The 23,927-nt window shown below is 68.0% G+C and carries 18 protein-coding genes; 12 read left to right on the top strand and 6 right to left on the bottom strand.

Going from position 1 to position 23,927, the window contains the following annotated elements; translation table 11 throughout:
* Window positions 1-9: 9 nt before the first annotated feature.
* The 3 genes from ACPEH1_RS09575 to ACPEH1_RS09585 all read left to right on the top strand — a co-directional run bounded on the left by ACPEH1_RS09575 (window position 10) and on the right by ACPEH1_RS09585 (window position 4,023).
* Window positions 10-1,995: an oleate hydratase gene (locus ACPEH1_RS09575; RefSeq protein WP_423715698.1), complete on the top strand. Its 1,986-nt coding sequence runs from the start codon at window positions 10-12 to the stop codon at window positions 1,993-1,995.
* 156 nt (window positions 1,996-2,151) lie between these two features.
* Window positions 2,152-2,517 (top strand): glycine zipper 2TM domain-containing protein, encoded by a 366-nt coding sequence (locus ACPEH1_RS09580; RefSeq protein ID WP_423715699.1) that lies wholly within the window; start codon window positions 2,152-2,154, stop codon window positions 2,515-2,517.
* A gap of 117 nt (window positions 2,518-2,634) precedes the next feature.
* Window positions 2,635-4,023, top strand: a complete 1,389-nt coding sequence (locus ACPEH1_RS09585; protein WP_313241669.1) for a hypothetical protein — start codon at window positions 2,635-2,637, stop codon at window positions 4,021-4,023.
* Between the two features lie 13 nt (window positions 4,024-4,036).
* Here ACPEH1_RS09585 and fabR read toward each other — a convergent pair whose 3' ends face one another.
* The gene (fabR, locus tag ACPEH1_RS09590) at window positions 4,037-4,699 is read right to left on the bottom strand and encodes an HTH-type transcriptional repressor FabR (RefSeq protein ID WP_017356049.1); all 663 of its coding nucleotides are present in this window, start codon (window positions 4,697-4,699) and stop codon (window positions 4,037-4,039) included.
* A gap of 92 nt (window positions 4,700-4,791) precedes the next feature.
* On the opposite strand from fabR, the gene ACPEH1_RS09595 reads away from it, so the two are divergent.
* Both ACPEH1_RS09595 and ACPEH1_RS09600 read left to right on the top strand, forming a co-directional pair.
* Window positions 4,792-5,868 (top strand): ferredoxin reductase, encoded by a 1,077-nt coding sequence (locus tag ACPEH1_RS09595; protein ID WP_423715700.1) that lies wholly within the window; start codon window positions 4,792-4,794, stop codon window positions 5,866-5,868.
* A 2-nt stretch (window positions 5,869-5,870) separates the two neighbouring features.
* Window positions 5,871-7,004, top strand: a complete 1,134-nt coding sequence (locus tag ACPEH1_RS09600; protein ID WP_136004368.1) for a fatty acid desaturase family protein — start codon at window positions 5,871-5,873, stop codon at window positions 7,002-7,004.
* Between the two features lie 13 nt (window positions 7,005-7,017).
* Here the strand turns inward: ACPEH1_RS09600 and ACPEH1_RS09605 are convergent, their stop codons facing one another.
* The 4 genes from ACPEH1_RS09605 to ACPEH1_RS09620 all read right to left on the bottom strand — a co-directional run bounded on the left by ACPEH1_RS09605 (window position 7,018) and on the right by ACPEH1_RS09620 (window position 12,379).
* Entirely contained in the window at window positions 7,018-9,183 is a 2,166-nt protein-coding gene (locus ACPEH1_RS09605) for a TonB-dependent receptor plug domain-containing protein (RefSeq protein ID WP_423715701.1), read from the bottom strand.
* A 120-nt stretch (window positions 9,184-9,303) separates the two neighbouring features.
* On the bottom strand, window positions 9,304-10,785 hold the full coding sequence (locus tag ACPEH1_RS09610; protein WP_423715702.1) for a M56 family metallopeptidase: 1,482 nt from the start codon (window positions 10,783-10,785) through the stop codon (window positions 9,304-9,306).
* On the bottom strand, window positions 10,782-11,168 hold the full coding sequence (locus ACPEH1_RS09615) for a BlaI/MecI/CopY family transcriptional regulator (protein ID WP_017356044.1): 387 nt from the start codon (window positions 11,166-11,168) through the stop codon (window positions 10,782-10,784). Before ACPEH1_RS09615 ends, ACPEH1_RS09610 begins: the two co-directional genes overlap by 4 nt.
* A gap of 77 nt (window positions 11,169-11,245) precedes the next feature.
* Window positions 11,246-12,379, bottom strand: coding sequence for a metallophosphoesterase (locus tag ACPEH1_RS09620; RefSeq protein WP_423715703.1), 1,134 nt, complete (start codon window positions 12,377-12,379; stop codon window positions 11,246-11,248).
* 264 nt (window positions 12,380-12,643) lie between these two features.
* On the opposite strand from ACPEH1_RS09620, the gene ACPEH1_RS09625 reads away from it, so the two are divergent.
* The 4 genes from ACPEH1_RS09625 (at window position 12,644) to ACPEH1_RS09640 (ending at window position 18,101) form a co-directional block, all read left to right on the top strand.
* A complete protein-coding gene (locus tag ACPEH1_RS09625; RefSeq protein WP_082316387.1) occupies window positions 12,644-13,711 on the top strand; it encodes a helix-turn-helix transcriptional regulator in 1,068 nt (355 codons plus the stop codon).
* 78 nt (window positions 13,712-13,789) lie between these two features.
* Entirely contained in the window at window positions 13,790-15,988 is a 2,199-nt protein-coding gene (locus ACPEH1_RS09630; protein WP_423715704.1) for a hypothetical protein, read from the top strand.
* On the top strand, window positions 15,988-17,697 hold the full coding sequence (locus ACPEH1_RS09635; RefSeq protein ID WP_423715705.1) for a LeoA/HP0731 family dynamin-like GTPase: 1,710 nt from the start codon (window positions 15,988-15,990) through the stop codon (window positions 17,695-17,697). Before ACPEH1_RS09630 ends, ACPEH1_RS09635 begins: the two co-directional genes overlap by 1 nt.
* A 209-nt stretch (window positions 17,698-17,906) precedes the next feature.
* Window positions 17,907-18,101: a hypothetical protein gene (locus tag ACPEH1_RS09640; RefSeq protein ID WP_423715706.1), complete on the top strand. Its 195-nt coding sequence runs from the start codon at window positions 17,907-17,909 to the stop codon at window positions 18,099-18,101.
* A 7-nt stretch (window positions 18,102-18,108) separates the two neighbouring features.
* Here ACPEH1_RS09640 and ACPEH1_RS09645 read toward each other — a convergent pair whose 3' ends face one another.
* Complete coding sequence (locus ACPEH1_RS09645; protein ID WP_313241675.1) at window positions 18,109-19,533, bottom strand: GGDEF domain-containing protein; 1,425 nt, start codon at window positions 19,531-19,533, stop codon at window positions 18,109-18,111.
* 148 nt (window positions 19,534-19,681) lie between these two features.
* Between ACPEH1_RS09645 and ACPEH1_RS09650 the strand changes: the two genes are divergently transcribed.
* The 3 genes from ACPEH1_RS09650 (at window position 19,682) to ACPEH1_RS09660 (ending at window position 23,900) form a co-directional block, all read left to right on the top strand.
* Window positions 19,682-20,725, top strand: a complete 1,044-nt coding sequence (locus ACPEH1_RS09650) for a cation diffusion facilitator family transporter (RefSeq protein ID WP_423715707.1) — start codon at window positions 19,682-19,684, stop codon at window positions 20,723-20,725.
* Between the two features lie 78 nt (window positions 20,726-20,803).
* Window positions 20,804-21,553 (top strand): 2,3-diphosphoglycerate-dependent phosphoglycerate mutase, encoded by a 750-nt coding sequence (gene gpmA, locus ACPEH1_RS09655; protein WP_017356036.1) that lies wholly within the window; start codon window positions 20,804-20,806, stop codon window positions 21,551-21,553.
* A gap of 241 nt (window positions 21,554-21,794) precedes the next feature.
* Window positions 21,795-23,900, top strand: coding sequence for a M13 family metallopeptidase (locus ACPEH1_RS09660; RefSeq protein WP_423715708.1), 2,106 nt, complete (start codon window positions 21,795-21,797; stop codon window positions 23,898-23,900).
* Window positions 23,901-23,927 lie beyond the last annotated feature (27 nt).

The raw sequence follows: 23,927 nt of genomic DNA on the forward strand, positions 1-23,927 counted from the left end.
AGCAGTGCCATGAGCCAGCCCACCGCACCGGGACGCAACGCAGGGGCCACGCCGGCCTTCGAGCACGAGCCGGACAGCACCGGCGGCTACTGGTCCAACCGGCCGGAGAACACACTGCCACCGCCGGACATGATGGGGGCCTACATGCGCAACCGGCCGCTGCCGCCGGAGGACGTGGCGCAGCGCAAGGCCTACATCATCGGCACCGGCATCGCCGGGTTGGCGGCGGCGTTCTACCTGATCCGCGACGGCGGCATGCCGCCGGCCAACATCACGCTGCTGGACAGCCTGGAGATCGAAGGCGGTTCGCTGGATGGCGGGGGGGATGCCGAGCAGGGCTACCTGATCCGCGGCGGCCGCGAGATGAACTGGAACTACGACAATTTCTGGGACCTGTTCCAGGATGTGCCGGCACTCGAACTGCCGGCCGGCTTCAGCGTGCTCGACGAGTACCGCGCCGTCAACGACAACGATCCGAACTGGTCCAAGGCGCGGCTGCTGCACCAGCAGGGCAAGGTCAAGGATTTCGCCACGTTCGGGTTGAGCCGCGGCCAGCAATGGGAGCTGGTCAAGCTGCTGCTCAAGCGCAAGGAAGACCTGGACGACGTCACCATCGAGGACTACTTCAGCGAAGGCTTCCTGCAGAGCAACTTCTGGTTCTTCTGGCGCTCGATGTTCGCCTTCGAGAACTGGCAGAGCCTGCTCGAGATGAAGCTGTACATGCATCGGTTCCTGGATGCCATCGACGGTCTGAACGACATGTCCGCGCTGGTGTTCCCCAAGTACAACCAATACGAGAGTTTTGTGGTGCCGCTGTCGCGGATGCTGCGCGCGCAGGGCGTCAACGTGCAGTTCGATACCCGCGTCCACGACCTGGAGATGGCGGTGGACGGGCAGTCACGCACCGTCACCGCGCTGCGCTGCCGGGTGGCCGGCAACGAGACCACGCTGCCGGTTGCGGCGGGCGACCTGGTGTTCGCGCTCACCGGTTCGATGACCGAAGGCACGGCGTACGGCGACATGGACACCGTGCCGCCGCTGGCGCGCGACCGCCGGGACCCGGGCGAGGACAGTGACTGGGCGCTGTGGCGCAATCTCGCGCGGCAGTCGCCGATCTTCGGCAAGCCGGAGAAGTTCTACGGCGACGTGGACCGCTCGATGTGGGAGTCGGCCACGTTGACCTGCCGCCCCTCGCCGCTGGTGGACAAGATCCGCACGTTGTCGGTCAACGATCCGTACTCCGGGCGCACCGTGACCGGTGGGGTCATCACCATCACCGATTCCAACTGGGTGCTCAGCTTCACCGTCAACCGCCAGCCGCATTTCGTGGACCAGCCCAAGGACGTGCTGGTGGTATGGGTCTATGCCCTGTTGATGGATCAGGACGGCAACCACATCAAAAAGCCGATGCCGGCGTGTACCGGACGCGAGGTGCTGGCCGAACTGTGCCACCACCTGGGCATCGGCGACCAGATCGATGCGGTGGCCGCCGCGACCAGGGTGCGGCTGGCGTTGATGCCGTACATCACCGCGCAGTTCATGCCGCGTGCCGCTGGCGACCGTCCGCACGTGGTACCGGCCGGCTGCACCAACCTGGGCCTGCTCGGCCAGTTCGTGGAAACGCGCAACGATGTGATCTTCACGATGGAAAGCTCGATCCGCACGGCGCGTGTGGCGGTGTACACCCTGCTGGGGCTGCGCAAGCAGGTACCGGACCTGAGCCCGACCCAGTACGACATCCGCAATCTGATCAAAGCGGCACGGGCGTTGAACAACAACGCGCCGTTCCCCGGCGAACGGCTGCTGCACCGTCTGCTCGGCAACAGTTATTACGCCCACATCCTGCCGCCGCTGCCACAGCCTGAAAAGGGCCGGGAGGCCTTCCTTGAAGAGGAGCTGTCGTGGTTGTCAGGCAAGGGCAGCGTGGTGCTGAAGGACCTGTCTGCACGGCTGGATCGGCTTGGCGAAACGCTGGGCAGGCGGCGCGCGCCCTGAGCACGGGGCGGCGTGCGGCAGGGCGGCGCGGCGTCGCCGCCGCCCCGCTGCAGGCTGAACCAACGGCAGCGCCTTGACGCGGCATCCACACCATTTCACAGCCTGCAGCCGTACCGACGCGGACACTGGCGCCACGAGCTGACACAAGGAGCCGACATGAAACCGACCCTCTCCCGTCTGTTGTGCGTAGGCGCGCTGCTGGCATCGTCCTTTGCCGCCACGGCTCAGACCTACGGACCGAAGGACGAAGGACGCCGTTTCAATGACGGCAGCAAGGTGGTGTGCAAGAACGTGGAAGTCCAGCGCAACGCGAAGGACCCCAACCGGATCACCGGTACCGCCACCGGCGCCATTGTCGGCGGCCTGCTGGGCAACCAGGTCGGCGGCGGCAATGGCAAGAAGGTGGCGACGGTGGCAGGCGCGGTGGCTGGCGGTGCGGTTGGCCGCAACGTGCAGGGCCGTCATCAGCAGGAGTCCGGCAACCGCGTGGTCGAACGTCGCTGCGAGCGCGTCTACCGCTGATCCCCGCAGCCTCCGTATCGTTCACGAGCAGCAATGCGACGCCGGCCCCGGGCCGGCGTCGTCGTGTCCGGACCTTGCCGAATGTGGCGGCAGCCCCCGTATACTCCGCCAAACCGCATGGACGATCCGCCTGTGAGCGACGCGCTCGACCCTGGCAGTACCCCCGACGTACCCGGTGCAGACGCCGATTCCCACGGTCGTTTTGCCCGCCTGCGCGAGCGGACCGACGAACTGGAAATGTTCATCTCCGGCCTGCTCGCCTTCGCACTGCTGGCGGTGCCGGGGCGCATTTTCGATGCCTGGGCGGTCAGCGAGGTGCACACCGACGGCATCTACTGGCAGGCGCTCTGGTTCGGCTTCAGCACCAGCGTTGGCCTGTGCTACGTGCTGGCGATAGCCCTGATCGCGCACCTGGCCATCCGTGGTTACTGGGTCGGCCTGATCGGGCTGAAAAGCAATTTCCCCGACGGCATCCGTTGGGATCACATTCCCTTTCTGGGTCGTACCGCGCGCGGGTTCTACCAGGCACGGGTAGTCGGCCTGGACCAGGCCATCACCAATGCCGACCGCGCCGCGTCGACGCTGTTCTCGACCACGCTCCTGTTCGCCCTGACGATGGCCGTCATCGGGCTGATGTCGATACTGGCGATCACGGTCTCGGCGGGTATCGGTGCGCTGTTCCCCCATTCGGATGAGGTGGCATTGGCGATCCTCGCTGTGCTCACGGGCGTACCGGTGATGCTGGGCCTCGGCGCAGGAATAATGGACAAAGCGGTCGCCAGGCGGCACGCGCGCGGCGAAGCGAGCCCGCGACTGGAGCGGGCAACACACCGTGTATTGGCCCTCAATCAGTGGTTTGTGCCGATGCGGATGCTGCTGCCGGTACAGTTGATGCTGCAGAGCAACCAGCGCGCCCGGCACTTCATGTGGCTGTATATGGGCGCGGTGATGGTCGCGATGGTGATCGGCGGGGTGCAGGCCGTGGGGGCGATGCGCTTTTCGCTGCTGGACCGCTATTCGCTGGTCACCGACGCGGCGGTCGAGCAGGGCATGCTCAGTGCCCACTACGAATCGCTGCGTACCGAGCACGATCGCCTGCTGCGCTATCCGATGATCCCGGCCGACGTGATCCAGGGCAGCCGGCTGCGGCTGTTCATTCCGCACCAGCCCAAACGCGAGAACGCACTGGCGCAGCGCCTGTGTGCGCTGCCCGATGGCGGCAATACGGCTGCCGGCCCGGAGGCGGCGAGCCGTGCCGTGGCCTGCCTGGCGAAGGTCTGGCAGGTGAGCCTGGACGGCACGCCGGTGCCGCTCGACGGCTTCCTGCCCATCGAGCGGCGTGATCTGGAGATGCGCGGCCTGGCCGGCTACCTGCCGCTGGAGGGGCTGTCGCCGGGTCGCCACGACCTGCTGCTGGTCTGGAATGCGGACGGCGGGAAGCGTGGCCGCGAACGTCGCCGCGAGTACCGCATTCCGTTCTGGTATGCGCCCGACGACAAGCGCTGACGGCTGGCGGTACTCAGCGCGTCGGCGGATTGCCGGCGATGGTGCGGGCACCGGTGATGATCATCCGCACCATCTGCGCCAGTTGTTCGATCAGCTCGGGGTCCTTCTCCGGAGGCTGGTCCACCGCCGTGGCCCCCATCGCGAACACCAGGCGGGTAATCGCCTTGGACGCCAGCGCCGGCTCATGCAGCACCGCGCCGTCGGCGGCGGCCAGCCGGATCAGGTCGACCCGGAGTTCGTCTTCAAAATAGTTCAGCTCGCGGTCCACCGCCTGCTTGAACGCATCCGAGCCGGCGCTGCCTTCGCGCAGCAGCACATGCAGCAGCTTGTCGTCGGCGCGCAGCTGTTCGATGAAGGTCTCCACCGACAGCCGGATCACGCTGCGTTCGGATGAGGCCGCGCGCTGGCGCGCCTCGCCGATGATGGTGCGCAGTGATCGCCCGGCCAGGTCGATCAGGGCGACGGTCAGTTCGTCCATGTCGCGGAACTGGCGGTAGAACGAATTCGGTGCGATCCCGGCTTCGCGCGCCACTTCGCGCAGGCTCAACGTGGAGACGCTGCGATGCGGGCCGATCAGGGCCAGGGCGGCGGCCAGCAGGTCGTCGCGGGTGATCGAGGATTTGCGCCCGTGGTGGGCATCGTCGACCACGGTCGGGGGCAGGTCTGGGGAGGTCATCGGGGGCAGGGTGGTCACGTCGCTGAATCATAGCCGGTCCCACGGATATACAAGTGTATACACATGCGTATGCTCGGCCGTATAGTGCCTGTATGAGCGCACGCCTTCGTCCTGATTCCCGCCGCCGCACCCCGCTGTCGCCCCGCCACTGGGTGCCCGAGGCGTTGTTTGACTTCTGGGCCGGTGGCCTGCATCCGCTGTGGACGCTGCGCCGCCCGCGCGCCCGGCTGGTCGCGCGTGAGGCGGCCAGTGCCGACGCGGTCACCCTGATCCTGAAGCCGAACCGCCATTTCCGCGGGATGGCCGCCGGCCAGCACGTCAATCTGGGCGTGGACGTCGACGGCCGCCGCCTGACCCGCAGCTACAGCCCCACGCCGCTGGCCGATGGCACGCTGGCGATCACCGTAAAGGCGATCGACGGTGGCCGTGTCAGCCAGCACCTGGCGAGCGGCGCGCCCCTGGGCGAGGTGTTCGAGCTGGGCCAGGCGTTCGGCGGGATGACCCTGGCTCCGCAGGCCGATCAACGCCTGCTGCTGCTGGCCGCCGGCAGCGGCATCACACCGATGCGCGCGCTGCTGCGCCAGCTCGATGCGGCCGGCATGCCTGCGCAGGTGGACCTGCTGTACTGGGCACGCCAGCGCGAGGCGCTGTGCTTCGTCGACGAACTGGACGCGATGGCCGCGCGCCATCCCCGCCTGCGCGTGCACTACCTGCCCACCCGCGATGCGCAGGCCCCGGCCCCGCGCGTGGATGCCTACGCGTTCGATGCGCTGGGCGATCTGGCCAGCGCCCGCGTGCTGGTGTGCGGACCCGGTGGCTTCGTCGACACCGCGCGTGCACGCCTGCAATCGCAGGTCGCCGCGCTGCAGGTGGAAGCGTTCAGTCCGCCGGTCCTGCCCGATGCCGAAACCGGTCTGGTACAGGTCGAACTGCGACGCAGCGGACGCACCCTGGCGCTGCCGCGCGGCACGTCGCTGCTGCAGGCGCTGGAAGCGGAGGGGCTGCGCCCGGCCAGCGGCTGCCGCATGGGCATCTGCAATACCTGCGTATGCGGCAAGGCGTCCGGCGTGACCCGGCACACCCTCACCGGCGAGTACGCGGCCGAACCGGCCACGCAAGTGAAGCTGTGCGTGAACAGCGCCAGCACCGACCTGATCCTGGAGCTGTAAGCATGTCATCCGTCAACAACCGCGTACTCTCCGCCGCCGAACTGCAGTCTTTCGGCGCTGAACTCGACGCGCTGCGCGCGCGCCAGCTGGCGACGCTGGGCGCTGCCGATGCGCGCTACATCCGCCGCGTGGTGGCCGGGGTGCGCTGGACCGGCGTGGCCGGCCGCGCCCTGCTGTTCCTGGGCGCTTTCGTGCACAGCGTGCTGATTCCGGCGTGGATCGCCGGCGTGGTGCTGCTGGCACTGTCCAAGATCCTGGAGAACATGGAGCTGGCGCACAACGTCATCCACGGCCAGTACGACTGGATGGGTGATCCGCAGCTGCAGGGCAGCACCTACGAATGGGACATCGTCGGCACCGCCGACAACTGGCGCAAGACCCACAACTTCCGCCACCACACCTATACCAACGTGCGCGGGCTTGACGACGACATCGGCTACGGCCTGCTGCGCATCTTCCCCGAGCAGCGCTGGCGCCCGTTCTTCCTGCTCCAGCCGGTGGTGGCGGTGGTGTTCGCGCTGCTGTTCGAATGGGGCATCGCCATCCAGGACCTGCGACTGGGCCGCTGGTTCGCCGGCAAGATGACCTTCAAGCAGCTGCGTGCACAGTTCCGTCCGGTCGGCCGCAAGATGGGCCGGCAGATGTTCAAGGACTACCTGCTGTTCCCGGCACTGGCTGGCCCGTTCTTCCTGCCGGTGCTGCTCGGCAATGTGGCGGCCAACCTGATCCGCAACGTGTGGACGTACGTGATCATCTTCTGCGGCCACTTCACCGCCGATGCCGAAACCTTCCCGAAGGAATGCGTGCGCGATGAGACGCGCGGCCACTGGTACCTGCGCCAGCTCCGCGGCTCGTCCAACCTGACCGGCGGCAAGCTGATGAACCTGATGTCGGGCAATCTCAGCCACCAGATCGAGCACCACTTCTACCCGGATATCCCGGCCAACCGTTATGCCGCCATTGCCGTGGACGTGAAGCGGATCTGCGCGCGCTACGGCCAGCACTACAACACCGGCTCGCTGCCCCGGCAGTTCGGCCAGGTGATGTGGCGGATCGTGCGCCACGCCTTCCCGAGCCGACCGTCGCGCGCGCCGGCACTGGCGCCGGTCGGGCAGGGCAGCACGCAGCCCGGCTGAGCGGCGCGGCCGGTCAGAGCTGCCGTTCCCACTGCACCCGCCACAGCGGGACACCGCTGCGCCGCCGTTCCAGCGTTTGCCGGCCCAGCGCGTCCCGCAGCTCCTGCCCGGACACCAGGTCGCGCTGCAGCAGATTGTTGGCGCTCAGACGCAGCTTGCTGCGCGTCGACAGCGTCCACAGCACGTACAGGTCCAGTTCGCGTCCATCAGCGGTCGTGTCGATCTGCCCGGCGGTGATCCGCGTGGGGCCGCCATTGCGCCAGGTGTAGGTGATCCCGGTGGTCCAGCGCGTGTTGAGCCGGTAGTCGGCGCCCACCGTGCCGGTGAAGCGCAGTTGTTTGTCCAGCCGGTTGTCCGGCGCTGGCACGTCCTGCACCTGCGACCAGTTGCGGGTGGCATTCGCGCGCAGCGTGACCTCCGGTGCGGCGTCGATCCAGCGTGCCAGTGCGAGCTGCGCATCCATCTCCAGGCCCGTGCTGGTGGCATCGCCGCCATTGCGGGGCGATGCGACCCAGCGTCCATCGATCAACGTCGTCTCGGTGCGCACCACGTTGCGGATGCGGCGCGCATAGGCGCCCAGGCTGAGCTGGGTGCCCTCCCTGCCCTGGATCTCGTAGGCGATGTCCACCCCGGTGGCCAGCTCCGGACGCAGGGCGGGGTTGCCCTGCTCGTCCGGATTCAACGGGCGGTTGTTGGTCGAGGTGTACGGGCGTGGAATCAATGAGGCGAGCGTCGGCGACTTGTAGGTGCGGCTCACTGCCACCCGCAGCTGGTCGTCCCGGCCCGGCACCTTCCACAGGGACTGCAGCACGGGCGACAGCACGTGGTCGCGTTGCTGGACCGCGGCAAAGCCACTGCCGACGCTGCGCGTGTCGATATGCTCCCAGCGCAGGCCGAGGTACAGCGACCAGCGGGGGCTGAGCTGCATCTCGTCCTGGCCGTAGAGTGCAAGCCGGCGTACCCGGGCATCGAAGGAAAGGTCACTGGCGCTGCCGGGGGTGCCACCGATCGGCAGCAGCCGCTGCAGGCGCGTTTCATCACGTCCGTCCACGCTGGCTTCCCACCCGAGTTCCACAGTGTGCCGTCCGTGGGCGGGCAGCGCGTACTTGCCGGTGCTGTTGATGTTGTGCACGCGCAGACGGGCGTCGGTGTGGTCGTCCAGGTTCTGTGTACCCACCGTGTCGTAGCCCTTCTCGCGATAGCGGTAGCGCTCGCGATTGCCGCCCACGGCCAGTTTGCCGACGAAGCTGCCGCCAGCAGCCAGGCCGTGCGTCCAGGTGGCGCTGCCGCCGAGCTGGGCAACGTCGATCTCCGTCCGCTGCCGGTAATGGTCGTGCTGCAGGGGAGGGCCCAACAGGGTGTTCCAGTCGATGTCGACCGCGCGGTGGAAGCGGCTGGCGTCGGCCAGTGCCTGCAGCGTCAGCGAATCCCCGTTGCCCAGCCGCAGGTCCAGGCTCGGTGCCAGCGACACGGCTTCGCGTGCGCCACGGGCCTGCAACCGGCTGTCGCGCAGCATCGTGGTGCCACCGGCATTGTCGTGACCGGTTTCGGTGGTGCGTTCGTCAACCTGGAACGCCCGGCGCGATGCGGTGGCGGTCACCGTGCTGCTGCGATCACGGCCATTGCGGCTGCGCTGCCAGGTCAACGAGGGCGTGTTGCGGCCGTTGGACACGCCCCACGCGGCGGTCAGCGATGCGGCGTCCTTGCGTGCGCCGGCCACCAGCACAATGTTGAGCGTGCCGGCGATCGCTTCGCCGCGCAGGTCGGCAGTGGGAGCGCGGAGGATCTCGATGCGTTCGACCATCGCCGGAGTGAGTGCGTCCAGATCGAATCCCAATGGAGCGCGCTGGCCGTTGATCAGGATCTGGGTGTAGCCGTTGCCCAGTCCACGCAGGGAAACCGTGCCCGCACGCCCCGGTGCGCCCGGCACGACGCTGATGCCCGGCAGGCGCTTGAGCGCATCGATCAGCGCAGGGTCGCCGTACTGCCGCAGCTCCTGCGCACCGATCACGATGCGCGTGGCGGTATCGTCGCGGCGTGCGTCGTAGGACGCGGCCTGCACCTGCACGGTGTCCAGCGTGGTGGGTGGGGAGGTGGACGGCGCGGGCTGTGCAGCGGCGGGAACGACGGCGTACAGCGGCAGCATCAGGGCGAGCGGGTACAGGGCGGAACGGGGCATGCGCGAGGTCCGTGCAGTGGGCTGGCGCAGGCATGCGATGGGCAATACCCACCCCTCCTGCGGCCAGGAAGGCGAAAACGAACGGCAACGGTGGATCGAACGGCGAGGTGTGGCGGGCGGTCAGTTCAAGTGGTGCTGGGGGTCGACGCGTTCGCCGTGACGCAGCATCTCCATATGCAGGTGCGGCCCGGTGACCCGTCCGCTGCTGCCGCTGCGGGCAATCTGCTGGCCTCCGCGCACCCGTTGGCCAGCCTGCACGTCAGTGGCATCGAGGTGGGCGAACAGCGTCTGCCAACCGTTGCCGTGATCGAGTACCACGACCGTGCCGTACTGCGGTCCCTCGGGATACGCATCGGTGGCGATGAGCACGGTGCTGTCAGCGGGCGCCAGCACGGGCGTTCCGACGCGGGCGCTGAAGTCGGTGCCGCGATGCGCGCGCTGGCGGATACCGCCGGTATCGCCGAACTGGCCGGTGATCCTGGCCTGGGCCAATGGCGCGGCAAACCGCAGCGGCGGTGGAATGCGCAGTGCGCCGCCTGTTGCCGTGGTGGTGCGAATCCCGGCCACGGCGACGATCTGTGCCGGTGTGGTGGCTGCAACGGCCTGGGCCAGGGTGAGCATGGCACCCGCCGCGAGCGCGCCGGCACCGAGCAGGGCGCATGCAGCGCGCGGCAACCGGCGCGCACCATCGCCCTGCAGCATGTGCAGGATGCGCAGGCGGTGGCCGGCCACCTCACGGTGGGTCAGCGCGTTGAGCGCAGTGGGCGCGCCGCCATGCCCGGCCATGCGCAGTGCCTGGAGGTAGGCGCTGGCGAAATCGCGTCGGGCGTCGTCGTCGCCCTGCAGCGCCTCGGCATCGCAGTGCAGTTCGACGGCCATCTGCACGCGCGCGGCGATCAGCCGCACGAAGGGGTTGAACCACAACAGCACGCCGGTCACCGCCATGACAGCGGCCCGCTGCGGGTCGCGACGCGACAGGTGCGCGGCCTCGTGGCGCAGGACCAGGCGCAGCTGGCGGTCGTTGAAGCGCAGCAGCGCATCGGCGGGCATCACCACGGTGGGATGCGGCCAGCGCACGGCGAAGGGGGTCATGGCCTGACCGGTGACCCGCAGTGCAATCCCCTTGTCGGCCAACTGACGTGCCGTGTCGCCACTGAGCCTGCCGGGCCATGCACTGTCTGCGACTGGCGTGGCAAGGCGCACGATCCGTGCGGCGCTGCGCATGCCGCCGAGCAGGCGCAGCAGCAGCACGGTGGCCACGCCAAGATAGGCGGCCAAGGCCACGTGGGTCAGCGACGGCCATCCGAGCCCGGCCATCGGCGCCGGGATGGTGGTGCCGCCAGCGGCTCCTTCGTCCAGCGCAATCGGCAGGGACAGCGGCGCGGGCAGGGCGGCGAGCTGCATGGGGGCGGCAGTGGCCAGCGCGACGGCCAGCAACGGTGGCACCACCGCAAGCAGCCAGATCCCGAGCCAATAGCGCGGCGTGGCAGTGGAGAGCCGCAGCAGGCGGTGCAGCGCGATGCCCAGCGCCCAGGCCAGACCGGCTCCGAGCAGGCTGCCGGACAGGTGCAGAACCCACGGCGACAGCGCAGACAGACTCATGGCTGCAGATCCTGGTCGGGATCGCGCAGCAGTGCCTCCAACTGGGTCAGTTCGGCGTCGCTGAGCAGGCGGCTGTCGGCGAACGCCTGCACCGGGAGTGCGCCGTCGATCTCAAGCACACGTCGGGCGAAGTCGGCGCTGAGCGCCGCCAGGGTGGCGACCTTGCTGGCCCTGGCCCGATAGACGTTCAGGCCATGCTCGGCGACTTCGGCGACCAGGCCCTTGTCGACCATGCGCTCCAGCGTTTTGCGCGTGGACGAGTAGGACCACGCCAAGGTGGCGGAGACGCCGTTGTGCAGTTCACGGGCACTGCAGGCGCCACTGCGCCACAGGCACTTGAGCAGTTCCAGCTCGGCATTGGACGGCGTTGGCAGTCGGGACATGTCGGTCACGGCATCCGGGAGTGATGTCGCAAGTGTGCGACAACTGTCGCACGCCATGCAAGGCCCGCTGCTGACGCTCAGTCGTCCACGGCAAGGGGGCCTTCAGCCAACGGCACCCGGCGGCCGTCGAGCAGGCCCCGGCTGAGCACCCCTTTCTCGATGAACAGCAGTTCGCCGTTCTCGCCGTCCTTGATGCTGCTGTCGATGGCGATGATGCGGTCGCCGTGGAAGCTGCTCACGTGCGGCATCGATGTGTGGCCCACCACGATGCGCGCCAGGTCCAGCTGCGTGAGCAGCGCCTGGACCTGATCGGTATCCAGGCGGCCATCGAAGTAGCCGCGGTACCAGATCGGACTGGTCTTGCCATCAAACAGGCGCGCGCTGTCCGGCGCGGCGTTGACCTGGTCGCGGGGCAGGCCGAGCGACGCCTGGTAGGTGGCATTGGTGGTGGCCATGTCGCGCACCAGGTCCAGATTCTCCGGTGCGATGCCACCGTGCAGGAACAGCGTGTCGCCGATCTGCAGCAGCGCCGGGCGGGTGCGCAGCCACTGGCCGAGCGTGCTGTCGGCCCCGTACAGCGCGGGATAGGATCGACCAAGCAGCGCGGCGCTGCGCAGGTATTTCGGGTTGACGTAGCGCAGGTCGTCGTAGAGCACCATCGTCTCGTGGTTGCCGAGCACGAAATGCACGGCACCGCCGGCCTCGCGTGCCTGCTCCTGCAGGCTGTAGAGCAGCCAGAAGGCTTCCGTCACCTGCGGCCCGCGATCGAAGACGTCGCCGGCGACCACCAGCGTGGCATCGCCGAGCGACCAGCGGTCTGCCGCATCGATCACACGATGGGCGTGCAGCAGCCTGACCAGCAGGTCGTACTGGCCGTGGATGTCCGACAGCGCGACGATGCGCGGCGTGGCCGGCAGCCGCGCCGCAGCGGCGGTCTGCGCGGGTACCACGGTGAGGGGATGGGCGTAACCGCATTCCGGTGCGATCACGGTACCCGCGCGGCGGGCGGGCAGGGTGCGGCGCACCACGTGGTCGTTGCACACCCACTGCGCCTCCAGGCCCGTTGCGGTGGTGAACACGTACGGGCCATCGGCGTCCACGTGGTCGGCGGGCGGCGGTACCTCGCGCGCGGTCGCAGCGAGCGGCACCAGCAGCAGCATGACGCGCAGTCCGCGCAGGACGCCGCAGGACAGGACGGAACGGGTGGACATCGGGGACTCCTTGCAGGTGCGGGCAGACGCGCCGCGACCGGCGATGCTACGCCGCCCCGCCGCCGCGGACCACGCATCATGCGGCGGCATGCCTTGCCGCACGCCACGATCGGCTGGCTTGCCTGCCGCACGCAGCGCAGGCTAAATATCGGTCGGCTGCTGCCGATAGCCATGCGGTGACCTGCGCACGGCAGTGGGCGGTGGTCAGGGCGAGATGGCAGCTGTGGTCGATGGGCCACGGATCTTCAGGATGAAGCGGAGCAGATGTTGAGAAAGGACGCGAAGGGAACGTTGGCCCGCCAGTGGGCCCTGCTGAACATGCTGCCGCCCGCCCCCCAGCGGATTACCGCCGGCGAACTCGCCGACCGCCTGGCGTCGGACTACCCGATCACCAAACGGTCGGTCGAACGTGACCTGCAGGCACTGTCGGCGGTGTTCCCGCTGGAATGCGACGAGCGCGAGCGGCCCTTCGGCTGGAGCTGGCAGCGCGATGCAAAGGCGTTCTCGCTGCCGGGCATGTCGGCCATCCAGGCGGTGGTGCTGCTCACTGCCCGCGGCCACCTGCGTGATCTGTTGCCGCTGCACCAGTGGCGCGAGCTGGAGCCACTGTTCCAGCAGGCCGAGCGCACCCTCGCCAAGGGACTCGGCCGCAGCGCGACCGCACGCTGGGATGCCCGTGTGGCGCGCGTGGATGCCAACCAGCCGTTGATTCCGCCGCGCATCGACGATCAGGTCCTGCTCGCGGTTCACCAGGCGCTGTACGGCGGGCAACAGCTGCAGGTGGACTACCTCGCGCGTGGCCGCGCCCAGGCCCGCACGCATGTACTGCATCCGCTGGGCATCGTGCTGCGCGGCCCGATCACGTACCTGGTCGCGCGCATCGACGGCAGATCCACGCGCAGCATGCTGGCGCTGCATCGCATCGCTGCCGCCGTGCGGCTGGACGCCGATGCCGACAGTGGCGACGCTGCCGCCCTGGCGTCCGCGCTGCCGCAGGTGGCGGCGGGCTTCGAACGGCACGGGCGGATCGCGTTGTCGCTGTGGGTCGATGCCGCGCTCGGCCAGCACCTCGGCGAGGCAGCCCTGGCGATCGACCAGGAACTGACCCATGACGCCGCCACCGGCGGATTCCACCTGCATGCCGACGTTGAAGACACCTCGCAGCTGCGCTGGTGGTTGATGGGCCTGGGGCCTTCCGTGCGCGTGCTGGCCCCGACCGCGCTCGCCGATGCGCTGCGCCTGCAGCACCTGCGCAGCGCCTTGCAGGGGCTGTCGCCCGACGCTGCGGCGCAGCTTGTCGCAGCCGCGTGTTCGGATGGCGTCCCCGGCTGATCCGGCGGTTGCCGCGCATGTCCGCGCCCTGCCACTTCTTTCCCGATTCTTCAGCAACGCATGAAAATGGACAGTCACGTGACCACCGACCTGGACTCGCCGACGGATATCTACCGGCATGTTGCGCGCGACGTCGAAGACATTCTCACCCGCTTCGATGTCCCGTCCGCCCACCCGCAGCTTGAGGCGCATACGCGCGCCGCCGTGGCGCTGCTGGCCGATTTCCGCCAGCGCATCGATGAGCAGGTGCAGGCGCTGGACCGCAATGCGGAATGGGATGCCTTCACCATCGCCTTCTACGGCGAGACCAACGCCGGCAAGTCCACGCTCATCGAAGCGCTGCGCATCGCGCTCGGCGAAACCAGCAAACGCGATGCACAGCAGGCGTTCGAGCAGCTCCAGCGCGAGCACGGGCTGGGTGAGGCGGACATCGCCGCACTGGAGGGACGCATCGACGAGGCGCGCCATGCACTCGCGGCGCTGCAGGCCGGGCAGGAGACGGCCATGATCCAGTACGATTCGCGCCAGACCGCGATGCTGGATGACATCGCCACCTTGCAGGCCGAAGCGGCCTCGGCGCCTGCGTCGTCGTGGTGGACACGCCTGCTGGCGGTCCTTCGTCGGACCCCGAAGGACACCCGGCTGCACGACGCCCAGCGTCGGCTGGCAGATGTGAACGCCGAGCGCGAGGCGGCGCGCCAGTCGCAGCAGGCGCGGGTGGCCCAGGTGCGGCAGCAGCTGCTGGAAGACGAGCAGCGGCAGATGCGCCAGCGCGAAGCGCTGCAGCAACTGACCGATTACGCGGACGGCGGCATCATCGGCGATGGGCGCTCGGACTTCACCGTCGCCACCGGGCGCTTCGCCTTCGAAGCCCACGGCCACTCGTTCGTGCTGCTGGACGTGCCAGGCATCGAAGGCGACGAGGCCAAGGTGCACGACCACATCGACAGTGCGGTACAGACCGCCCATGCCGTGTTCTACGTCACCGGCAAGCCGACCGCACCGCAGAAGGGCGAGGCCGGGCGGCCGGGTACGCTGGAGAAGATCGCACGCCATCTGGGGCCGCAGACCGAAGTCTGGACGCTGTACAACAAGCGCGTGACCAACCCGATGCAGCTGCAGGCCGCCCGGCTCACCAGCGAGGACGAGGCGGCCAGCCTGGCCGACCTCGACGGGCGCGTGGCCAGCGTGCTGGTTGACCAGTACCGCGGCAGCCGCACGGTCAGCGCGCATCCTGCCTTCCTGGCAAACGCACGGCACCTGGTGCCCGGCTCGGACATCGCACGCACCCAACGCAAGTTCCTGGACCGGATGACGGCCGATGAACTGCTGCTGCGCAGCGGTTTCACCGCGTTCCAGACCTTCCTGACCACCGAGCTGGTGGACGACTGCAAGGCCAAGATCCAGCGTTCCAATTTCAACAAAGCGCGCGAGGTGGTGGACACGGTTGCGGCGAGCATCGCCACGCTGCAGCAGGAGCGGTTCCAGCCGCTGTCCACCAGTCTGGCCGAGGACGCCGACGGCGCCGTGCGCCAGATCGGCCTTGCGGTGAAGTCGATGCGGGCGCGGCTGCGCGACAAGGGGCGGTCCTGCATTGCCCGCTACACCGTGCGCGTACGCGAGCATATGTACGCCTACATCGAGGGCGACCACGGCAATGAGGCGTTCACCCGTACGCTGGAGGACTGCATGGCGCGCGAAGCCCAGCAGCTCGTGGAGGATGTCGGCGTTGCGATGGCCGCACAGCGCGACCGCCTCGAACAGGAGATCGCCTCGATCATCGAGACGTTCCGGCAGCAGGCGGAGGAACTGCTTGACGCGTGCCGCGGCATGGCCGTGGGCGGCCTGGACAGCCGCATCAACCTGAAGATCAACATCGATCATGGGATCCAGATCGGCAGCCTCATCGCCACGCTGATCGGCGGTGCTGTGCTGCTCTGGACCCCGGCGGGCTGGCTGCTGATGATCCCGTCCGCGCTGACGCTGGCGTTCTCGGCCTACAAGGCGATCCGTGGGTTCCTGAGCAGCGAGTTCCGCCAGACGCAGCAGCGCAAGACGGTCGACGAGAACATCGCCAGCGCGGCCGATCAGCTCAAACGTCGTCTTGAGGACGGGCTGAACGAGGCCTTCGCCGAGCTGGATACCGTGGTTGCCGGTATCCAGGCATCCCTGCGCGCGCCGGTCGAGCAGGTCGATCATCTCAACCAGGTGCTGATCACATCCACCCGCAACCTGCAGCAGCTCTCCTCCCGGATCCACGCACAAGGAACCCTTTGATGGAAACCACATTGAGCGCCTTCAAGGCGCAGCAGTCCCAGGCCAGTGATGTGCTGGGCAAGTTGATCCAGTTCCTCGAGCGCGGCAGCGCGCTGGGCATCACGCTGGAGCCGTCGTTGATCGACAAGCTCGTGGCCGTGCGCGACGGCATCGCGGGCGAGAAGCTCAAGGTCGCCCTGATCGGTGGGTTCTCCGAAGGCAAGACCTCCATCGCGGCGGCGTGGCTGGAGCGGCTCGACGAGGCGAGCATGAAGATCAGCCACCAGGAGTCCTCCAACGAGGTGAAGGTCTATGACGTGGGCGACGACTTCACGCTGATCGACACGCCGGGGCTGTTCGGCTTCAAGGACCGGATCAGTGCCGACACCCACGAGGTCGAGAAGTACAAGGACATCACCCGGCGCTACGTCAGCCAGGCGCATCTGGTGCTGTACGTGATGAACTCGGTCAATCCGGTCAAGGAAAGCCACCGCGACGAGCTGATCTGGCTGTTCCGCACCCTCGACCTGTTGCCGCGCACGGTGTTCGTGCTGAGTCGCTTCGATGACGTGGCCGACGTGGAGGACGAGCAGAGCTACCAGGCGGCATTGGCGATCAAACGCGACAACGTCGCCGGACGCCTGACCGACCTGCTCGCACTGGACGCGGCCGAGCGAGCCGACCTGTCGATTGTGGCAGTGGCGGCCAACCCCTTCGACATGGGATTGCCCCATTGGCTGTCACAGCTGGACACCTACCATCGGCTGTCGCGCATCGGGGTGCTGCAGCAGGAAACCCGGCAGCGCATCGCACGCAGTGGCGGGGCGGTGGCGCTGGTGGAAGAGGCCCGCCGCAGCGTGATCCGCGATGTGCTGGACAAGCAGCTTCCGGTTGCCCGGCAGAACGATGCGCGCATCGCCGAGAAGCTGCAGCGCGCCGAAGCGCTGTCCGAGCGCATGAACCAGCAGCTTGTCCAGGCCAGGGGCGATGTCACCGAGACGCTGGTCGAGCTGCGGGGTTTCGTTGCCGACTTTTTCGCCGGGCTGATCCTGCAGGCCAAGGGCGTGGACCGCCAGACCTTCACCGACTTCTACGAGCGCGAGATCGGCGCCGACGGCATCATGCTGTCCACCCGCCTGCAGAACGAGTTCGAGCAGCGCGTGAAGGGTGTCAACCTGCAGATGGCCAAGGTCCAGCTCGACGTGGATACCGAGGTCAACCACATCAATGCGGTGATGCGCGACATGGGCAAGCAGGGCCTGCAGTACGTCCTGAAGGGCAATCTGATCAACAACGGCTCGGTACTGGCCGCCCGAGATGGCATCGTGGGGGCAGCCAAAGCGCTGGGCATGGACGGCGTGGGCAAGGCGCTCAAGTTCAAGCCCTGGGGAGCGGTCAAGTTCGCCAAGGCGGCCAACGGCGCGCTGGTGTTCGTGGGCGCCGCGATGGAAATCTGGGACAGCTGGAACGAAGCCCAGCGCGAGAAAGCCTTCCAGACGCTCATCGCAACGATGGTGACCTCGTTCGAGGACCAGCGCGCGGACCTGCTGACGATGCTGCAGGGCGAGCAGGCCGTGCCCAGTCTGTTCCCGGACTACCAGGCGCTGGAGGCCCGCGCACAGGCCATGCAGGCCGAAACGGCCGTGGTGAAGGAGCGTCGCCAGCAGTTCCAGGCCTGGAACGAGGAAGCGCTCGCGCTCGACGCCGAGCTCAAGCGGCTGCCCCACTGAGGCATCAAGCGGGCCGGTGGCGCTGCGACGCAGATCGTCGCGCCACCGGGCCACGATACAGGCTCCTCCAACGCTGTAAAGGAAGTGCCATGCTGAAGAATGCCCTTGCCCTGGTCGGTTTGTGGGTGGTGATCGCAAAGACCCAGGCGTTGATCGAGCGGGTGCGCGATGAAGCGGCGGCCGACTGACCGCCCCACAGCGGCACTCACATGATCCGTCCTCCCGCCCGCATGTACCTCTGCCCCGCGTGCCGCTGGTTCCGCTGGGTCAGCCCGCGCAGTGACTGCCTGCTGGGAGGCGTGGACGTTGTCCGCCGCTGTCCCCGCTGCGCGTCGGCCGTCATTTCCTTCGGCGGCGACTGGCGCAGCCTGCTGTCGCGCTGGCTGCGCCGTCGAGCGCAGTGATGCCCCCTCAGCCGCGCTGCAGACCGCGTCTGCCGGGCGGCTCGGGCAGGTCGTCGTTGGCCAGCACGACCTGGTTGCGGCCGCGCTTCTTGGCCTGGTACATGGCGGCGTCGGCGCGGGCCATCAACCGTTCGTAGTCCGGGTGACCCTCATGCGCGGCCACGCCGATGCTGGCCGTAAGTGCCAGCGGCTGCCCGTTGGCGAGCTGCGCCGGGGTCTGTGCGATGTGCTTGCGCAGGTTTTCTGCGATCACCTCGGCCTGTGCCGCCGTGGCAGCCACCAGCACCACCACGAACTCCTCGCCGCCGTAGCGGAACAGGTAGTCGCTGCCGCGGGTGAGCTGGCCGAGCAGGGCGGCGACGTGCTGCAGGGCGCGGTCGCCGCCGTCATGGCCGTGCGCGTCGTTGATCGCCTTGAAATGGTCCAGATCCAGCAGCAGTACCGAGAACGGCGTGTGGGTGCTGTTGGCCAGCTCGATTTCCCGGCGCAGCACGGTCGGCAGGAAGCGCCGGTTGAGCAGGTTGGTCAACGCATCGCTGCCCGCATCCAGCTCGCCGATGCGTTCGAAGAGCATGCTCATCAGCGTCCGTATGCGCGCCAGCTGCTCGCGGATGCCCTGCAGGGCGGCGAAGCGCGCGCCCACGTCGGCATGCGCCTGGGCGGCACGCAACTGCGCATCCACCGTGGCGATCAGGGCACCGACCTGCGCGGTCTCGCTGCTTTCGCCGAAGCTGGGAATGCCCTTGTGGGTGAACCACAGGCCGAACTCGGAGTGCGCCAGGTCGACGGTGTCGGCGTCGCTGGCCTGGCTGGCAATCGCGTAGAGCAGCGCGTTTTCCCAGTCGAGCAGCAGCGCACGCTGGCGCTCGCGTTCGGTGCTGACGTTCTGTACCAGTGAGAACAGGCGGTAGGCTGCATCGGTGCGCGAGGAGCGCTCGCGCGCATGCGTGTACGCCAGCGTCATGCCTTCCAGCGCGATGTCGACCGAGGCGCTCAGACAGGCGATTGCCTCGAACGCCACCGCACTGCTGGGTGCCTGCGCCACGATGCGCTCGAACAGGCGCTGTTTGAGCACCCGCGCGCCGCGCGTGACCAGATCCACCGGAATGCCCACGCGCGCGTGCACATCGCCGATCACGCGCTGCGCCGCCACCAGCGCCGGGATACTGGCCGGGGTCGCGGTGAGCAGCTGGCACAGCCAGCGCTGCATGGCCGGTTTCAGGCGCAGGCGGACCTGGTCGTGCGACAGGAAGCGGCTGGCGCGCGGGTCCTCCAGCAGTACGTCGTAGAAGTGGTGGGCCAGCTCCGGCGGCGAATCGGCGGCCAGGGCGCACAGCAGCGACGCGGCCGCCGCGCCGGTGGACTGCAGGGTATGTTGCCAGGCATCGGCCAGCGGTCGGCTGGCCTCGTCCAGGTTTGGAACGTTATCCACGATGATTGCTCTTCCCGCCACACAGGCCGTCGAACGTTAGCGGCCGTGCGCGGCTGTAATGAAGTTACAGAATGAACGCCGGCACAAGTGTAATAGTCTCCGCCGCACGCCCTGCTTAACCTGCGCTCCTTGTTCCGGAGGTACTGTCATGGCCCACGATCACGATCACCTGCCCAGCGAGATCCGCCACGAGAAGCCGTTGTGGTGGGCGCTCGGGTTGACCACCACCTTCCTGCTGGTCGAGGTGGCGGGCGCCTTCTGGACCAACAGCCTGGCACTGCTGTCCGATGCGGCGCACATGGCCACCGATACCCTGGCGCTGATGATCGCGCTGGTGGCCGTGCGGCTCAGCCGGCGCCCGCCCGATGCCAAGCGCACCTATGGCTATGCGCGGCTGGAAGCGCTGGGCGCGATGATCAACGGCGGCATGCTGTTCGTGGTGGCCGGCTACATCCTGTACGAGGCGATCGAGCGGTTCCGCGCGCCACAGGAGATCGCCTCCACCGGCATGCTGGTGATCGCCGCGTTCGGCCTGGTCATCAACCTGATCTCGATGCGCCTGCTGCGAGCCGGCAGCGGCGAGAGTCTCAATGTGAAGGGAGCCTACCTGGAAGTCTGGGCCGATATGCTCGGCTCGGTGGCGGTGATCCTGGGGGCGCTGCTGATCCAGTGGACCGGCTGGAGGCCGATCGATCCGATCCTGGCGGTACTGATCGGGCTGTGGGTGCTGCCACGCACCTGGGTGCTGATGCGCGAGGCGATCAACGTGCTGCTGGAAGGCGTGCCCAAGGGCATGGACGTGGCAGCGGTGCGCACCGCGCTGTGCAGCCACGACGGTGTGGTGGATGTGCACGACCTGCATGTGTGGGCGCTGGCCTCGAGCACGCCGGCGCTGACCGCGCATGTGGTGATGGGCGCCGGCGTGGACCCGGACCGGCTGCGGCGCGACCTGGGCGCGACGCTGCACGAACGCTTCGGCATCGACCATGTGACGCTGCAGATCGAAGCCGACCACTGCGGCGATGCCTGCAGTGTGGGCGCGCCGCGGCCGGCCCATGCAGACGATCATGTCGGCCACGATCACGATCACGACCACGACCACGACCACGGTACGCATGTTCACGGCGGCACGGGCGAGCGCCGCCGCAGCGGCCCGGACGCGCAGGGCCATCACGGCCACCCGCACCCCTGACCGTGGCGTACGCAGGCGGGCCGGGCGGGCTTGCCGCTACAATGCCCGCCTGCCTTGCCATCTGTCGGAGATACTGCAGTGACCCGGAAACTCGTACTGTTGCGCCACGGCCAGAGCCAGTGGAACCTGGACAACCGCTTCACCGGCTGGGTGGACGTGGAGCTGACCGAGCAGGGGCGCCGTGAGGCCGCCGCCGCCGGTCGTCTGATGCGCGAGGAAGGCCTGCAGTTCGATGTGGCGCACACCTCGGTGCTCAAGCGCGCCATCCACACCCTGCAGGGGGCACTGGCCGAGCTGGACCAGGACTGGCTGCCGGTCAGCAAGAGCTGGCGCCTGAACGAGCGTCACTACGGCGGCCTGCAGGGCCTGGACAAGGCCGAGACCGCCGCGAAGCATGGCGAGGACCAGGTCAAGATCTGGCGCCGTTCCTACGACATCCCCCCGCCGGCAATGGACCGCGAAGACCCGGGCCACCCGATCCACGACCGCCGTTACGCCGGTCTGGACCGCAATGCGCTGCCGGGCACTGAATCGCTGGCGACCACGCTGGACCGCGTGCTGCCGTACTGGTTCGATTCGATCGCTCCACAGCTCAAGGACGGCAAGACCGTGCTGGTCACCGCGCATGGCAACTCGCTGCGCGCGCTGTACAAGTACCTCAACAATGTGTCGCAGGAAGCCATCCTGGAACTCAACATCCCGACCGGTATCCCGCTGCTGTTCGAGCTCAACGACGACCTCACCGTGCAGTCGTTCCGCTACCTGGGCGACCCGGAAGCGGCACGCAGGGCCGCCGAGGCCGTGGCCAATCAGGGCAAGGCGAAGTAGCGCCCCTCCACCCGCGGCAGGTCGCGCCAGGCAAAGCCGGGCGCTGCCCGGCTGCCGTTGGCGCCCCATGTGGGCAGACCCGTGCGGACCGACGCCCCGCACCCACCGCCAGGGGGAGGCTGCCCCGCACCCCCCGTGGCAGGGGGGTGACCTTTGGCCGGTCCCGAGCTTCCCCTCCCGCGCTACGCTCCGTGATTGCCCGCCATCCGGGCGTTGCATCCATCCGTAGCCGGAGAGTCGAATGAAGTTGTCCAAACTGGTCCCGCTGGGCCTGACCCTCGCCATCGCCGCGTCGCTGGCGTCGTGCGGCAAGACTGAACCCACCCCTGCGGCCACGGCCGATGCCGATGCCGCTGCCAGGCCGGCCTTCGACCAGTCGCAGATCAAGACCGCGCTGATCTCCCTCAACAGCGCCGACCTGGACCCGACCATCGCGGCCTGCACGGACCTCAACGGGTTCGTCAACAGCAAGTGGCTCAAGGCCAACCCGGTGCCCAACGACCAGACCACCTGGGGCAGCTTCGAAATCCTGCGCGAGCGCTCGCTGGAAGTGCAGCACGCGCTGGTCCAGCAGGCGGCCGCCAGCCAGGCCAAGGCCGGTTCGGTGGAAGCCAAGATCGGCGACATCTGGAAGACCGGTTCGGACGAGGCGAAGATCGAAGCTGCCGGCATCGCGCCGCTGCAGCCGCAGCTGGACAAGATCGCGGCGCTGAAGGACACCGCCACCATCGCCCAGTACCTGCGCGACAGCCAGGCGCAGGGCCAGGGCGTGCTGTTCTCGCTGTTCGGCAATGCGGACTACAAGGATTCGGCCAACGTCATCGCCTACGTCGGCCAGGGCGGCCTGGGGCTGCCGGAAAAGGGCTATTACGTTGACGATGCGCAGGCCAAGATCCGCGACGCCTACGTGGCCTACATCGCCCAGGTGCTGACGCTGTCCGGCGTCGATGCCGAGCAGGCCAAGACCCAGGCCAAGGCCGTGCTGGACTTCGAAACCCGTCTGGCCAAGGCCTCGCTGTCGCGCATCGAGCTGCGTGACCCGTCCAAGCGCTACAACCCGATGAGCGCCGCCGAGGCCGACAAGCTGACCCCGAACTTCAGCTGGACCGCACTGTTCGACACCCTGAAGGTGCCGGCCGCGCAGAAGTTCTCGCTGGCCCAGCCGGCCTTCTTCGGCGAAGTGGACAAGATGCTGGCCGACGTGCCGGCCGCCACCTGGCAGGCCTACCTGCGCTTCCACACCATCGATGACGCTGCGCCGTACCTGAGCAGCGCCTTCGAGAAGGCCAACTTCGACTTCTACGGCACCACCCTGCGTGGCCAGAAGGAAATGCAGCCGCGCTGGAAGCGCGTGCTGGAATCGGTCAATGGCGCCATCGGCGAAGGCCTGGGCCAGCTGTACGTCGATGCCGTGTTCCCGGCCGAATCCAAGGTGGCGATGCAGCACCTGGTGGAGAACCTCTCGGTCGCGCTGAAGGCGCGTCTGGAGAAGCTGGAGTGGATGAGCGAAGACACCCGCAAGAAGGCGCTGGAGAAGTGGGCCAGCTTCACGCCGAAGATCGGCTACCCGGACAAGTGGCGTGACTGGTCGGGCCTGGAGACCAACGGCGACAGCTACCTGGCCAACATGCAGGCCGCGCGTGCGTTCAACTACCGCTTCATGCTGGCCAAGATCGGCAAGCCGGTCGACAAGACCGAGTGGGGCATGACGCCGCAGACGGTCAACGCCTACTACAACCCGACCAAGAACGAGATCGTGTTCCCCGCAGCGATCCTGCAGGCGCCGTTCTTCGACGCCAAGGCCGATCCGGCGCTGAACTACGGCGGCATCGGTGCGGTGATCGGCCACGAGATGATGCACGGTTACGACGATTCGGGCAGCCAGTTCGCCGCCAACGGCAACTTCGACAACTGGTGGACCGACACCGACCGCAGTGCTTTCACCCAGCGGACCGACCAGCTGGTTGCGCAGTTCGACGGCTATGAATCGCTGCCGGGCGTGAATGTGAAGGGCAAGCTGACCCTGGGCGAGAACATCGGTGACCTGGGTGGCCTGACCGTGGCCTACGACGCGCTGCAGATGGCGTTGCAGGAAGACCCGAAGGTGAACGTGCCGGTCGACGGCTATACCCAGGACCAGCGCTTCTTCATGAACTGGGCTACCGTGTGGCGCCGCAACTTCACCGAAGGCGAGCTGCGCGTGCGCCTGAACACCGATCCGCACGCGCCGGCAAACTTCCGTGCCAACGGCGCGCCGTCGAACATGCCCGCCTATGCGCAGGCATTCGCGTGCAAGGCCGGCGACGGCATGGTGCGTGCCGACGACAAGCGTGTCGTGATCTGGTGATCGCGCGCGGTTGATGCCCACAGAAAA

The sequence above is a fragment of the Stenotrophomonas sp. NPDC077421 genome, from assembly GCF_049545505.1.
GTDB classification, from domain to species: domain Bacteria; phylum Pseudomonadota; class Gammaproteobacteria; order Xanthomonadales; family Xanthomonadaceae; genus Stenotrophomonas; species Stenotrophomonas nematodicola.

What these genes read in the sequence shown, in the direction of transcription:
- ACPEH1_RS09650 (WP_423715707.1), top strand. Translation starts at nt 19,682, where the DNA reads ATGGCCCACGATCACGATCACCTGCCCAGCGAGATCCGCCACGAGAAG.
- ACPEH1_RS09615 (WP_017356044.1), bottom strand. Translation starts at nt 11,168, where the DNA reads ATGTCCCGACTGCCAACGCCGTCCAATGCCGAGCTGGAACTGCTCAAG.
- ACPEH1_RS09575 (WP_423715698.1), top strand. Translation starts at nt 10, where the DNA reads ATGAGCCAGCCCACCGCACCGGGACGCAACGCAGGGGCCACGCCGGCC.
- ACPEH1_RS09585 (WP_313241669.1), top strand. Translation starts at nt 2,635, where the DNA reads ATGGACGATCCGCCTGTGAGCGACGCGCTCGACCCTGGCAGTACCCCC.
- ACPEH1_RS09600 (WP_136004368.1), top strand. Translation starts at nt 5,871, where the DNA reads ATGTCATCCGTCAACAACCGCGTACTCTCCGCCGCCGAACTGCAGTCT.
- ACPEH1_RS09660 (WP_423715708.1), top strand. Translation starts at nt 21,795, where the DNA reads ATGAAGTTGTCCAAACTGGTCCCGCTGGGCCTGACCCTCGCCATCGCC.
- ACPEH1_RS09625 (WP_082316387.1), top strand. Translation starts at nt 12,644, where the DNA reads ATGTTGAGAAAGGACGCGAAGGGAACGTTGGCCCGCCAGTGGGCCCTG.
- ACPEH1_RS09595 (WP_423715700.1), top strand. Translation starts at nt 4,792, where the DNA reads ATGAGCGCACGCCTTCGTCCTGATTCCCGCCGCCGCACCCCGCTGTCG.
- ACPEH1_RS09580 (WP_423715699.1), top strand. Translation starts at nt 2,152, where the DNA reads ATGAAACCGACCCTCTCCCGTCTGTTGTGCGTAGGCGCGCTGCTGGCA.
- ACPEH1_RS09610 (WP_423715702.1), bottom strand. Translation starts at nt 10,785, where the DNA reads ATGAGTCTGTCTGCGCTGTCGCCGTGGGTTCTGCACCTGTCCGGCAGC.
- fabR (WP_017356049.1), bottom strand. Translation starts at nt 4,699, where the DNA reads ATGACCTCCCCAGACCTGCCCCCGACCGTGGTCGACGATGCCCACCAC.
- ACPEH1_RS09620 (WP_423715703.1), bottom strand. Translation starts at nt 12,379, where the DNA reads ATGTCCACCCGTTCCGTCCTGTCCTGCGGCGTCCTGCGCGGACTGCGC.
- ACPEH1_RS09640 (WP_423715706.1), top strand. Translation starts at nt 17,907, where the DNA reads ATGATCCGTCCTCCCGCCCGCATGTACCTCTGCCCCGCGTGCCGCTGG.
- ACPEH1_RS09635 (WP_423715705.1), top strand. Translation starts at nt 15,988, where the DNA reads ATGGAAACCACATTGAGCGCCTTCAAGGCGCAGCAGTCCCAGGCCAGT.
- ACPEH1_RS09605 (WP_423715701.1), bottom strand. Translation starts at nt 9,183, where the DNA reads ATGCCCCGTTCCGCCCTGTACCCGCTCGCCCTGATGCTGCCGCTGTAC.